At 41.7% G+C, this 12,058-nt stretch carries 12 protein-coding genes; 6 read left to right on the top strand and 6 right to left on the bottom strand.

Features of this window, described 5'->3' with window-relative positions; all coding sequences use genetic code 11:
• The first annotated feature begins 5 nt into the window (after positions 1–5).
• The 5 genes from pntB (at position 6) to VRK_RS12780 (ending at position 5,735) form a co-directional block, all read left to right on the top strand.
• Entirely contained in the window at positions 6–1,385 is a 1,380-nt protein-coding gene (gene pntB / locus VRK_RS12800) for a Re/Si-specific NAD(P)(+) transhydrogenase subunit beta (protein WP_059121725.1), read from the top strand.
• Between the two features lie 171 nt (positions 1,386–1,556).
• Positions 1,557–3,005: a sensor histidine kinase VxrA gene (gene vxrA / locus VRK_RS12795; RefSeq protein WP_059121724.1), complete on the top strand. Its 1,449-nt coding sequence runs from the start codon at positions 1,557–1,559 to the stop codon at positions 3,003–3,005.
• Positions 2,980–3,636 carry a response regulator transcription factor VxrB gene (gene vxrB, locus VRK_RS12790; protein ID WP_059121723.1) on the top strand — a complete coding sequence of 219 codons (657 nt, stop codon included), beginning with the start codon at positions 2,980–2,982 and terminating at the stop codon, positions 3,634–3,636. Before vxrA ends, vxrB begins: the two co-directional genes overlap by 26 nt.
• Before the next feature lie 2 nt (positions 3,637–3,638).
• Complete coding sequence (locus VRK_RS12785; protein ID WP_059121722.1) at positions 3,639–4,517, top strand: DUF2861 family protein; 879 nt, start codon at positions 3,639–3,641, stop codon at positions 4,515–4,517.
• A gap of 60 nt (positions 4,518–4,577) precedes the next feature.
• Positions 4,578–5,735: a conjugal transfer protein TraF gene (locus VRK_RS12780; protein WP_059121721.1), complete on the top strand. Its 1,158-nt coding sequence runs from the start codon at positions 4,578–4,580 to the stop codon at positions 5,733–5,735.
• A 728-nt stretch (positions 5,736–6,463) separates the two neighbouring features.
• On the opposite strand, the gene VRK_RS12775 is transcribed toward VRK_RS12780, so the two are convergent.
• The 4 genes from VRK_RS12775 to VRK_RS12760 form a co-directional block, all read right to left on the bottom strand.
• Positions 6,464–6,961: a GNAT family N-acetyltransferase gene (locus VRK_RS12775; protein ID WP_059121720.1), complete on the bottom strand. Its 498-nt coding sequence runs from the start codon at positions 6,959–6,961 to the stop codon at positions 6,464–6,466.
• A gap of 225 nt (positions 6,962–7,186) precedes the next feature.
• Positions 7,187–8,332, bottom strand: coding sequence for an iron-containing alcohol dehydrogenase (locus VRK_RS12770; protein ID WP_059121719.1), 1,146 nt, complete (start codon positions 8,330–8,332; stop codon positions 7,187–7,189).
• A 255-nt stretch (positions 8,333–8,587) separates the two neighbouring features.
• The gene (gene yciH, locus VRK_RS12765; RefSeq protein ID WP_059121718.1) at positions 8,588–8,899 is read right to left on the bottom strand and encodes a stress response translation initiation inhibitor YciH; all 312 of its coding nucleotides are present in this window, start codon (positions 8,897–8,899) and stop codon (positions 8,588–8,590) included.
• Positions 8,900–8,906: 7 nt separating this feature from the next.
• Positions 8,907–9,281 carry a DUF3319 domain-containing protein gene (locus VRK_RS12760; RefSeq protein ID WP_059121717.1) on the bottom strand — a complete coding sequence of 125 codons (375 nt, stop codon included), beginning with the start codon at positions 9,279–9,281 and terminating at the stop codon, positions 8,907–8,909.
• A 236-nt stretch (positions 9,282–9,517) separates the two neighbouring features.
• Between VRK_RS12760 and VRK_RS12755 the strand changes: the two genes are divergently transcribed.
• Positions 9,518–10,351, top strand: coding sequence for a tyrosine-type recombinase/integrase (locus VRK_RS12755; RefSeq protein ID WP_231735771.1), 834 nt, complete (start codon positions 9,518–9,520; stop codon positions 10,349–10,351).
• On the opposite strand, the gene VRK_RS12750 is transcribed toward VRK_RS12755, so the two are convergent.
• Together VRK_RS12750 and VRK_RS12745 are read right to left on the bottom strand one after the other, a co-directional pair.
• Complete coding sequence (locus VRK_RS12750; RefSeq protein ID WP_059121715.1) at positions 10,332–11,348, bottom strand: D-alanine--D-alanine ligase; 1,017 nt, start codon at positions 11,346–11,348, stop codon at positions 10,332–10,334. The two genes, VRK_RS12755 and VRK_RS12750, sit on opposite strands and share 20 nt — an antisense overlap.
• A 135-nt stretch (positions 11,349–11,483) precedes the next feature.
• Positions 11,484–12,050, bottom strand: a complete 567-nt coding sequence (locus tag VRK_RS12745) for an SPOR domain-containing protein (protein ID WP_059122762.1) — start codon at positions 12,048–12,050, stop codon at positions 11,484–11,486.
• Positions 12,051–12,058: the final 8 nt, after the last annotated feature.

The following is a 12,058-nucleotide window of genomic DNA, read 5'->3' as shown; positions in this document are numbered from 1 at the left end:
AGCGAATGTCTGCAGGATTAGTACAAGCGGCGTACATCGTTGCTGCTTTATTTTTTGTGATGAGTCTGGCTGGTTTGTCGAAACAGGAATCGGCGAGGGCTGGTAACTACTACGGTATGACCGGGATGGCGATTGCCTTATTGGCGACCATTTTTGCGCCTGATACATCGGGGATTGCCTGGATTATTATTGCAATGGCGATTGGAGGTACGATCGGTATCCATTTTGCGAAGAAAGTCGAAATGACACAGATGCCCCAGTTGGTTGCGATCCTCCATAGTTTTGTCGGTATGGCCGCTGTATTGGTTGGCTATAATAGCTTTATCGAAGCTCCGGAAACCGTAACACATGCTGAACATGTCATCCATTTGGTTGAAGTTTTTGTGGGGGTTTTTATTGGGGGGGTTACATTTACCGGTTCGATCGTTGCGTTTGGCAAACTACATGGTGTGTTTAAATCTTCACCGTTGAATATTCCACACAAACATAAGTGGAATTTGGCGGCAGTCATTGTTTCTACACTATTGCTGATCTACTTTGTCAATGTTGACGGGAGCTATTTCGCACTGATTTTGATGACTCTGATTGCTTTTGTTTTTGGCTATCATTTGGTCGCGTCTATCGGTGGCGCAGATATGCCGGTTGTTGTTTCCATGCTGAACTCATATTCAGGATGGGCAGCTGCAGCTGCAGGATTCATGCTGGCGAATGACCTATTGATTGTGACTGGTGCACTTGTCGGTTCTTCGGGAGCGATTCTGTCCTATATCATGTGTAAAGCGATGAATCGCTCTTTTGTCAGCGTGATTGCCGGCGGATTCGGTCAAGAAGTTGTGATTAGTGACGACGGCGAGCAAGGCGAACATCGTGAGATCATGGCTGAAGATGTCGCAGACATGCTTAAAAACTCGAAGTCTGTGGTGATTACACCGGGATATGGTATGGCAGTTGCGCAGGCTCAGTATCCGGTTTCTGAAATTACCGAAAAACTTAGAGCCAAAGGGATCGAAGTTCGTTTCGGTATCCATCCAGTCGCGGGGCGTTTACCCGGTCATATGAATGTGCTGTTGGCTGAAGCTAAAGTTCCATATGAAATTGTATTGGAAATGGACGAAATCAACGATGATTTCAGTGACACGGATACGGTGCTGGTCATTGGTGCGAATGATACGGTCAACCCGGCTGCACTCGAGGATCCGAATAGTCCAATTGCGGGTATGCCCGTTTTGGAAGTTTGGAATGCCAAAGATGTCATCGTCTTTAAGCGTTCAATGAATACCGGATACGCTGGTGTTCAGAATCCACTTTTCTTTAAAGAGAATACTCAGATGTTATTTGGGGATGCAAAAGCGTCATGTCTGCACATTCTGGAACATCTGGACTGATCCCTGCTTAAAAAATAAGAGAAAACTTTGTAGTATAAGCCAGCAATAATGCTGGCTTTATTTATTTAAGGGACACATTATTGACATCAACATAACACGTAGATAACTATTTTTGTCATAATGTTGGCCGGATTATGAAACTTGCCTGAGAATATAGAGTCACATAAAAAGATGATATTAAAACGATTCATGTTGTTGTTCATGTCTATCATTCCATATGCATACGCAGACTCTTTGCCGGCAAGAATCGATCATTTTATTTCTTTGTTTAGATATGATGAAGCACTTGTTTCATATGATTTGAGAAAAATAGAAGCTGAGTATGCCACAAGACTAATTACACCCGAATCCATGCTGCCTCAGACATTTCAATATCCTTTGAAAGATATCCAGCAGCTTTACGCTTTAGCGAAACAGTGTACCGGAAACTTACCTTTGAGCCCCTTAACGACGGAACCGCTGGTTTTTACTCGAGCGATGTGTAAAGGGACGAATCTCCCGTTGCGTTGGTTTGCCAGGAGCGCTTTGATTCATCCGGGTGGGGGAACGTATGCTGCACGATATGTGAAAAAACACCCTGAGCTCTATGATGAACTCAAAGTTTACATGCATATTCAGGAACGTCCTAAAGCCCCAAAAGATACTTTATTAGGGCGTTTGCAGCGGATGGATAGTGAGTCGGTCACCTCATTAATATCAGGTGACTCAATGTTCAGTGAGCAAAATGAGCTTTGGTTGAGAAAAGGTGATCAGTATTATGTTTTTGCTGATCATGTTTGGAAGAATAATGCCGAACAGGCGGGATTAGTCTTCAGTTATGTCAATACTGAGGATTCAACTTGTTTCGTTCGACGCGGTAACTTGTGTTGGGAGGAGGAAGACCAATCGGATATTTTGCGTTATATCCTCGTCGGCCTTGTTGCTTTTAACGTTTTATTAGTGATTAGTTGGTTTGTCTATCGTTGGAATACGAAGCGGCTTGAGATGAGAAGCCGTATGCTTATTTTACAGATATTGACACATGAGTTACGGACACCGATCGCCAGTCTTTCATTGACTGTTGAAGGGTTCAGACGAGAGTTTGAGCATCTTCCTGAAAGTGTCTATGATGAATTTCGACGATTATGTGAAGATTCCCGTCGTCTGAGGCAGTTGGCAGAGGCCAGTAAAGATTATTTACAGTCCGATACTAAACCTTTAGCTGTGGATTGGGTTCCATCTGTTGCTGAGTGGTTAGAGTATAAATTAGAGGAAGAATTCGAATCATCTATTCATTTCTCAATCAATCAGGATATTGCAGCGAAATTAAATGTCTACTGGTTGGGAACTTGTATTGATAATTTGCTAAGAAATGCCATTAAATATGGTATTGCCCCCGTGCAGTTGGATGTAACGACGTCAAGTCATATGGTTACGTTCAAGGTAATCGATCAGGGTATGCTGATACAGAAAGACTGGCGTCAGCTACGTAAGCCCTTTGTCAGTAAAAGTGGCTTAGGCCTAGGTTTAACAATAGTAGAATCAATGGTTGGAAGAATGGGAGGCAAGATGTCTCTAGTCGGGCCACCAACAACATTTATTTTGGAGATACCTTGTGAAACAGACATTGCTTCTTGTTGAAGATGATAAAAACTTGGCTGATGGATTATTAGTTAGTCTAGAACAAGCCGGATATAACTGTTTACATGCGGAGAAAATTTCAGAAGTAAGACAATATTGGGAGCAGGCAGATTTAGTCATTTTAGATCGGCAACTTCCTGATGGTGACTCAGTTGAACACCTCGTTGATTGGAAAAATCTGAAAGATGTTCCGGTCATTTTGTTGACGGCACTGGTTACGGTGAAAGATAAAGTCGCAGGACTTGATTCTGGTGCGAATGATTATCTAACTAAACCATTTGCTGAAGCTGAGTTATTCGCCAGGGTGAGAGCGCAACTTCGAGCGCCTGATGGGCAGCAGGATGACACAAAAGTAGTCACACCAGAACTAACTATTGATAAAGCCACACGGGAAGTGCATTACAAAGGTGAATTAATTACGTTGACCCGTACAGAGTTTGATTTACTGCTATTTCTGGCAAGTAACTTAGGAAGAGTATTTACCAGAGATGAATTATTGGATCATGTATGGGGCTACAATCACTTCCCAACAACAAGAACAGTTGATACACATGTTCTGCAATTAAGACAAAAACTTCCCGGACTAGAAATTGAAACGTTACGGGGTGTTGGCTATAAAATGAAAGCCTGAAGATGAGAAAAAAGAGTTGTTTCTTACTGGGAGTGCTGATATGTACTCCCAGCTATTCTGTTTCCGCGAATTGGTTTGAACGCAATACACCATTAACTCAAGCCCATGAACATCTGCTGGAAGACGATCTGCCTAAAATGTTTAGCTCTTTAGTTGAGGTATGGCAGAGCGCTGAAAGCAATCACCTCAGCAGTCATTTGAATGATTTGCTACTCCAATCTTTAAGCGCAGATTGTGGAAAGAGTCTCGAGCGTGCCCCTTTTCCTGATTGGATTAAGTCTCTTGCAGTACGAAGAGTTGAGATTCAGAGCCCGGGGCGGGATGCATTTCAATTATTGGTTGACATAGTGACAACGTCACAAATAGAAGAGATTTCGTTCACTCGCTGGATTGATCATTCAATTTCACTCGATAGTTCTTTTTCTCAGGTAGGAAGTGACAATGTCACCAATGAGCTAACTTACGTAAAACGTTATAACCTGAATAATCGTCTGCCTATGGGGCTGTATCGATTGATTGTCTCTCGAAAAAATGGTGAGTCATGGAGTTCCTGGGTCATTCTTGATAATCCGAAGACTTATCACACGATTCATTGGCGCTCAAAAGAGCAATGGCGTGTCGAAAAAACAGCGATTCCGAATCGTTACTGTCCATTACCCAAAATGAGAGTTTCAGCGTATAGCTATCATAGTGGGAAATATTCAGAAGTTTGGAAACAGACCTATGAATCTAATTATCCGAGCGAGTTACCCCCCAACACATTAGAACCGGGACGATATGTTCTGGCGGTATCGATGAATCATCAGCGGTGGCAAGGACCAATTACTATTGAGCAATCTCAAGTTATTAGTAAAACATATGATGTTTCACTAGAGGAATAGCTAAAGATATATAACAATCTGTCGTTATAAACATTAAATTTTATTCGGTTTATAGCGCATATGGATATAAAACTAAAATACTTGATTCCTTCACTTCTTGTGGTTTCACCCGGGAGTATGGCAGCCTCCTACGCTGTTGAGGCTCGAGGGGATGCGATGGGAGGTACAGGGGTTGTTTCAGCTAATTATCTCACCGCACCTTTCTATAACCCTGCTATTGTCGCCATTTATCGCAAAAATGATGATGCGGGAATGCTACTTCCTAGCTTTGGACTAACCTACAATGATCCTGATGATATTTCCAATACCATTGATAATATCGGTGATTTAATCAAGGATGTGGAAGGTGGTGATTCATCACGAGAAGCTGAGCTTCAGAGTCAGCTAGATGCGCTCAATGGCGGCGAACTCAAAGCTGATATTGGTGGTGCGATTGCAATAGGGATTCCCAATCAATATCTTTCGATGAATTTGTTTGGTAAAGCCTATGCCGAGACTTATGTGACGCCATCAATCGCGACAACCGGTTCCTCAACGCTTGATAATGCACAGAATAGTACGATCGATGCGGTTTCTGTTGCGGTCACAGAAGTCGGACTTTCTCTGGCAAAATATCAAACATTTCTAGGGCAACATATCTCAGTCGGTGTGTCTCCCAAACTTCAACGAGTGTATACCTATGTATATGAAGCCAGTTTGAAGAATTACGATCTCAGCGATATTGATGCAAACAGTACCGGAGAAACGGTATTTAACCTAGATGCCGGTTTTCTGTGGTTCTATGGGCCAGTAAGAGTCGGATTCGCGGCTACCAATCTGGTTTCTCGTGATATCACAACTCAACGAGTTGCTTCCAGTATTTCTGGCAAGGCTGATTTGCAATATAGTTACCAACTCAGACCACTGTATACAGTCGGTGTCGGGCTTATAGGTGATTATGCCTCGATTAGCGTCGATTATGATTTGAATGAGGAAGAGCGCTATACCAACTTCAATGATAATACCCAGATGCTTCGTGTTGGTGGAGAGATTGATATTCTGCGTCAGCTAAAATTGCGAGCCGGTTATAAAAAGAATCTGGCTTATAGTAATTCCGATGGGATATACACTGCGGGGATAGGACTTTCTCTACTTGGATTATTTGAACTTGATGCCGCAGTAAGCTATACCAATGCACATGCAAAAGGTGCCTATGTGAACTTCTTATCCACATACTAACGCGCCGATTTTCCCTCTTAAGTACACATATCTAAGCTCTCTCTGAAAGAGGGGGCTTTTTCTTTTCTGAAATCTAAATCAAATCTTATATACCAACATCATAGCGCGTAGTAATTACTCACACCACTTAATTATTTTTTGATGAAAAATAAGTTGATCGTTTTTTCATTCTCTGTAGCACTTGTGATGATTCCTAATCAAAATGTATATTATTCATTAAGTTACTACAGCATTCTATGCTGACACAGAATATTGCTTGACTCAAAGTGTATCTTCCCAAAGAGAAAAGATCTTTTGGGATCTCTTGTTAGTGAATGCTTCTGCTGAGTGACAGTATCACTCAAGGAATATATCCTGATGCACTATAACTAAATTATTTAATAACAGATAAACAACGCCACAGATGTGATAACAACAAACGAGACAATTTATCTGTAAAAAATATTTTTCATGTCTTGTGAGGACGGCAGGTTTTGGAAAGTGTTCTGAACAGAAAGCAGAGGACAGAAGGAGGTTCTAAGTTGGTAAACCTAATTGTCCTGAGTTTCATTATGTTGGAGACATTCAGCTCTGCAGGTCAGCTGATTTTCAACATATGTATATAAAAGTTTTTGAGCACCAAAAGAATTTCAGCATATCGAATTAGGTCAAATTGCAGATCTGCAATTTGTTTTTAGATTTCAGTGCTAATTGATCAGCATTACAACAAAGGTAGGGGAATCCACGGTTTATTTAGGGAAACGATAAATATCCCGAGTCAGCCCATCAGGGAAGTCGATTCGTCTGTCTTTCTGCCCGCCGATTTTCTCTGTCAGAGCACGAGCCGCTGCATTGTCATCATGCATATAGGTTTCAACATGATCCCACTTAAAATGAGTATATGCATATTTTATTGCTGCTTTAGAGGCTTCTGATGCAATCCCTTGTCCTCTATATTCGGGAAGTATCCACCAAGTGAGCTCCATTGGCCATCCGAATCCTTGCCAAAATCCACATGTACCGACTAACTGATCATTTGAACGTAACTGAATAACCCAAACACCAAATCCTTGCAGATGCCATGAGCCAAGATCTAATTGAAGCCTCGACCAAGCTTGGGTTTTGCTGATGGGGCCTCCATACATCTTCGAAGCATCTTCATTGGTATAAAACTGCTCATATAAATCAAAGCAGTTAGCTGTTGGTGGAAGTAATATAAGATTTGTAGTTTGGATTTTAGGTATCATTTTAAATTTAAGTCCTTTTGTACAAACTGATCATGTTTTGGCATAGTCGATGAGTCTGTAAGTGTTGGCTTCGAGTTTGAGCTTACCATTGTCAGATAAATCAAACAATCATGTAAGTACGCATTATATACGTTATGTTAAATACAATAATCGAGTCGATTCAATGCGTTAATGCTTCCCATCCCCTAATTGAGCGCGGTTAGTTACCGCGCTCGTTTATGGAAATTACTCTCCGTAATAGCTCTTACAGTATAGATTTTTCACATCTTCAACGGTTGGTTTGCCTGGGTTGGTCAATGTGCATGGGTCACCGTAGGCCCGTTCACTCATTCTTTCCAGTACACGGATGAATTTCTCTTCGCTGAAATCTACCTCATCACAATCTTTAAAACAGGATGGAATATTCAATGCTTTGTTCAGTTCTCTGACTGTTTGTGCCAGATTGTCAATACCGAGAATACCTTCAGCCAACTGATATTTGGTGGTGTACTGTCTGTTGAAATCAATAATATATGGCAGCAGAATGGCGTTCGACAGACCATGTGTCACCCCAAACTCACCACCAATTTTGTGAGCGAGTGAATGAACCAGTCCTAATGAAGCATTGGTAAATGCCATACCAGCAAGTGCTGATGCATTATGCATGTTATAACGGGCCTCTTTATTGCCAGGCTCTTTGTATGCGGTTTCAATGTTATCAATCACCAGTTTGATTGCTTCAATTGAATATGGATCCGTAAATGATGTCGCAGCAATTGAAACAAGCGCCTCTGCGGCATGCGTCAAGACATCCATCCCGGTATTAGCCGTAATATGCGCTGGCATTGTTTCCGGTAATTTAGGATCAAGAATCGCAATATCCGGCACCATGTCAGCTGCAACGATGGGATACTTGATATGGTTATCAGTGTCAGTAATAACAGAAAACGCGGTGATTTCAGAAGCCGTACCGCTGGTTGACGGAATCGCGATGAATTTCGCTTTTTGGCGTAATGCCGGCATAGAGCCGACCTCAATAATATCTTCGAATTTTAAGTGTGGATGTTCATAGAAGCACCACATGACTTTGGCTGCATCAAGGGCCGAACCGCCTCCGATTGCCACGATCCAGTCCGGTTCAAAGTTAATCATTGCTTCAGCACCACGCCAGACTGTTTTAACTGATGGGTTCGGTTCAACACCATCAATGATAATACTCTGAATCCCAGCTTGTGACAGATAATCTTGGCATTGTTCCAAAAAGCCAAATTTTTTCATCGAGCTTCCCCCAGTCACAATTGCAGCTTTTTGACCTTTTAACGTTGCCAATTCAGCCAGTGCCCCTTCTCCATAGATAATGTCTCTGGGTACAGAAAATCTCATGACACTCATACTTATCTCCTATAGTTTGCATATAAAAATGTGATTAGACATACAATATGCTTACATAGGCAGTGAAACACTGATTTGAATCATTAATCGCGAATAAATTCTATGGATATGAAATAGCTAGATATTTTTTGTACAACAAGAGAAATAAGGAGGCCTTAACTAAGCAAAGGAAATATAAATATTTTTGTTGTAGAAGGATAAAAAGGCCCCATTGTGACATTGTCACTAGGGCCTTTTTATTGAATTTATCTGAAATTAACCACCGGCAAGTTTAACGGTATGACCTTTCTTTTCCAGAAAGGTCTTGATTTTCTCGCGGTCATCACCTTGGATCTCAACATGGCCGTCTTTTACTGCACCACCACAGCCACAATGTTTCTTTAACTCTGCTGCCAAGAGTTTTAGCGCAGCATCTTCAAGGTCAAGACCGGTGATAACACAGACCCCTTTCCCTTTTCGTCCTTTGGTTTGTCTTTGTATTCTTACAATACCATCGCCTTTCGGTCGCTGAGGTTGTGATTCTTCAGATTTAATTCGTCCAACTTCTGTGGAATATACTAATGTCATATTTTAACTACTTCTTTGCTGCTGCTTTCGCCTGACGGAGTTCTAGAATTGTCTTTTCAATATGTTTTTCAATCGCGAGCTTAGAACCTTTGATGAGTCGTCCATTGAATATACAGTACCAATCATTCGATTCACCTGTATCATTTTTCAGAGTAAAACCGGCAAACTGCTCTTGTGTCGCGGTCGGATGCTCTCTTTTGACTTCGATATTTGAAAATTCTTTGGGATCGATAATCGAGGCGGTATCACACCACCAATCAATACTTTTCTTTACAGCTGCTTTATTACCGGAAAGAACATGATTCTTGATTTTTACTTGCCAGACATCACTGGATTGACCGGCAGATTTGAGGGTAAATCCTCGGTATGTTGCAACAGCCATATGTCTACTCAGCTCTTTTATGTATTTTCATTTAATATTAATTGTAATCGGCACATGATCAAGTATATTTAGGGCTAATAACCTAGTTATAGTGCATTAGAATGTTAAAAAAACCAATACTAATCACAAAAAAGACAATAATTGAAGATTATACAAAGCAACTTTGTGCTTTCATTCATAAAGAACAACTTGATGAACTGACGCAATATCAATATTCAAGCAGTTCCCTACTAGCTATGACGAAAGACTGGAATCTGTTTGTAGAATTTTGTCAGAATCAGCATGTTGTTCCTTATCCGGCATCTCCGGATATGATTCGTCTTTTTCTCGAAAAGGAATCACGGATTAGGAAGTTTTCAACCCTACGTCGTTACAGCGTCACTATGACAGTGCTGCATAAATTGCTTGGTTATCCGGATCCAATCACGAATCATCAGGTCCGTTTACTTCTGATGTTTTTAAGAACAGAGAAAAAAGGCGATAATAGTCAGGCAGATGCGTTAGGTCGAGAACATCTTGAGCAACTCGATACACGACTTTCGACCTCTAAAGATGCCAAAGATATTCGAGATCTCGCTATTTATCATCTGATGTTTGAGTGCATTTTGAAACGAGCGGAGCTCAGAGAACTCCAAGTTGAACAACTCACCTTTCACTCAGAATCCGAGGTACGGGTTGAACTCAGAGGTAATGATTATCAACTATCTCCACCGGCTTCGGAAGCGATTCATCGGTGGTATCATCTGATTGATATCCAATCTTCACCTTATGTCTTCCGTTCGATCGATCGTCACCAAAATATCGGAATTGAAAAACTGAATGACTCATCGATCCATCGAATTTTAAGAGGTGCCGGAGAACGACTTGGGATTGCCCATCTTAAATTTTCAGGTCAATCGACTCGCATCGGAGCCACACAAGAGCTCTATCAACAAGGAATGAAAATCAAGGAGATTCAGTCTTTTGGTCGCTGGCAAAGCCCCGTGATGCCTTCTCAGTATGTTGGAAAGCATCATCAGGCTGAAATTGAAATACAACGATTTAAATCGTTTAAGCCTTGGAAGTCGTGACTTTTTCCAATGACCGTTCAATACAATCCGTTAAAAAATCTGCCATGGTATGGCCATTGTTTTCTAACATTTTAGGGAACATCGAGATTGGCGTCATTCCCGGGAATGTATTCACTTCGTTCAAATAAACCTCTCCGTCCGGCGTTAAGAAAAAATCAACGCGGGCCAGATGTCGAAGTTTCATATGACGAAACACTTTTTCACTGTATTCACGAATTGAGGTAAGCTGTTCTGCGGTGAGACCTTCAGCCTCTACCTTGGTATAAGAGTGGCTGGTTTGGCTATATTTCTCTTCATAGGTGTAGAAAGCATCAGCCGGTGCAATGACCTCACCTGGTGCCGAAATATGCAGATCTCCCCCGATTTCATAAGCCGCAACTTCTAACTCTCGCGGTTTCACCGCTTTTTCAACGAGAACCTGTTCAGAAAACTGAAATGCTGAGGTAATTGATTGACGCAATTGTGACAAATCAGTGATCTTGTAACATCCAACAGAAGAACCTTGACGAGCAGCTTTCACAAATAAAGCCCCCCAACGGTGGAATGCTTCTTCGCATTGTGCCATCGTCTGCTCTGTGAATTCAGACAAGAATAAATAAGGGGTATTCGGAACACCTAACGCATCGTACCAAAGCTTTGATGTTATTTTGTTAAAGCTATTTGAACTCGCCTCAGGACCACATCCCAAATATGGAATGGCTGCTAATTCAAGCATTGACTGAATATCGCCGGTCTCTCCGGGGTAGCCATGGATGCATGGCACCACAAAATCAATGTTCTGACAACTGACATCAGTATTCAGCGTTGCTGTATTAGTATCCAAATATGCCAGATGGCCGTCTTCGGAAAACCAGCCGTCACGTTTCATTTCAATACGTTCAACGTGAAAGTGAGGATTGGTTTGGAGCTGTTCCTGAACATAATTCGCAGAAACCAATGACACTTCATGCTCTGATGAACCACCACCACAAAGTAATAATATATTGATACGGTCCATTATTCTTCCACACTTCCTTTCAGTTTAAACCGCCCCTATCATAGATAATTCCCGATAAAGTTGTAGCCTTATTTTTCTCTCGGCTGCTAACCGTTCACTATCTACACAAAAAAGGGCCCGAGGCCCTTTTTTTACTTAATTCAGCTTGTTTAAAGTCGGATATTCTGAGTTTTTAATTGCGTCAATACTTTTTACGAAAGGTTTGAGTTGACGAAACTCAGCCGGTAGCATCTGAATGGCCTGACGCGCTTTAGCTCGCGTTGCAAAATCACCGTATAAGATGGTATACCACTTCGTCCCATTCACAACTTTGTAGTTTTCCCAGATAGGCTGCCCATCTTTAGGGAGCTTGCTAGAAAATCGATCCACTTTGCTTTGACTACCAACCGCAACCACCTGAATGGTGTAACCAAAACGTGGATTCATTGCCACTTGTTTTGCCGTCGGCGGAGTAATCGTCACAGCAGTCTGACTCGGTTGAGACATCTTTTGAGATGTTGCCGGCTGCTCTGTCGTCCGAACGACATTCATTTCTGTCACACCTTCAGCAGTTGTTCCCTGCTGAGAAACCACCGGCTGTTGTATTTTGGCCGTGGGATATTCTTCCTGGTAGCTTTCAGTTGTTACGTCCGTTACATAAGTACCAGAAGAGCATGCCGCCAACAGTAACGTAGACAAACCGAGAATGACTTTTTTTTCCATAGTTTTCG

It is taken from the genome of Vibrio sp. MEBiC08052 (assembly GCF_001506075.1).
Lineage (GTDB): Bacteria > Pseudomonadota > Gammaproteobacteria > Enterobacterales > Vibrionaceae > Vibrio.
The sequence above is the reverse complement of the archived record's forward strand: the minus strand, read 5'-3'. Positions and strand labels throughout refer to the sequence as shown.

Coding starts and splice junctions, on each gene's coding strand:
- VRK_RS12755 (WP_231735771.1), top strand. CDS start 9,518: ATGACGAAAGACTGGAATCTGTTTGTAGAATTTTGTCAGAATCAGCAT.
- yciH (WP_059121718.1), bottom strand. CDS start 8,899: ATGACATTAGTATATTCCACAGAAGTTGGACGAATTAAATCTGAAGAA.
- VRK_RS12780 (WP_059121721.1), top strand. CDS start 4,578: ATGGATATAAAACTAAAATACTTGATTCCTTCACTTCTTGTGGTTTCA.
- VRK_RS12745 (WP_059122762.1), bottom strand. CDS start 12,050: ATGGAAAAAAAAGTCATTCTCGGTTTGTCTACGTTACTGTTGGCGGCA.
- VRK_RS12785 (WP_059121722.1), top strand. CDS start 3,639: ATGAGAAAAAAGAGTTGTTTCTTACTGGGAGTGCTGATATGTACTCCC.
- VRK_RS12750 (WP_059121715.1), bottom strand. CDS start 11,348: ATGGACCGTATCAATATATTATTACTTTGTGGTGGTGGTTCATCAGAG.
- pntB (WP_059121725.1), top strand. CDS start 6: ATGTCTGCAGGATTAGTACAAGCGGCGTACATCGTTGCTGCTTTATTT.
- VRK_RS12770 (WP_059121719.1), bottom strand. CDS start 8,332: ATGAGTGTCATGAGATTTTCTGTACCCAGAGACATTATCTATGGAGAA.
- VRK_RS12775 (WP_059121720.1), bottom strand. CDS start 6,961: ATGATACCTAAAATCCAAACTACAAATCTTATATTACTTCCACCAACA.
- vxrA (WP_059121724.1), top strand. CDS start 1,557: ATGATATTAAAACGATTCATGTTGTTGTTCATGTCTATCATTCCATAT.
- VRK_RS12760 (WP_059121717.1), bottom strand. CDS start 9,281: ATGGCTGTTGCAACATACCGAGGATTTACCCTCAAATCTGCCGGTCAA.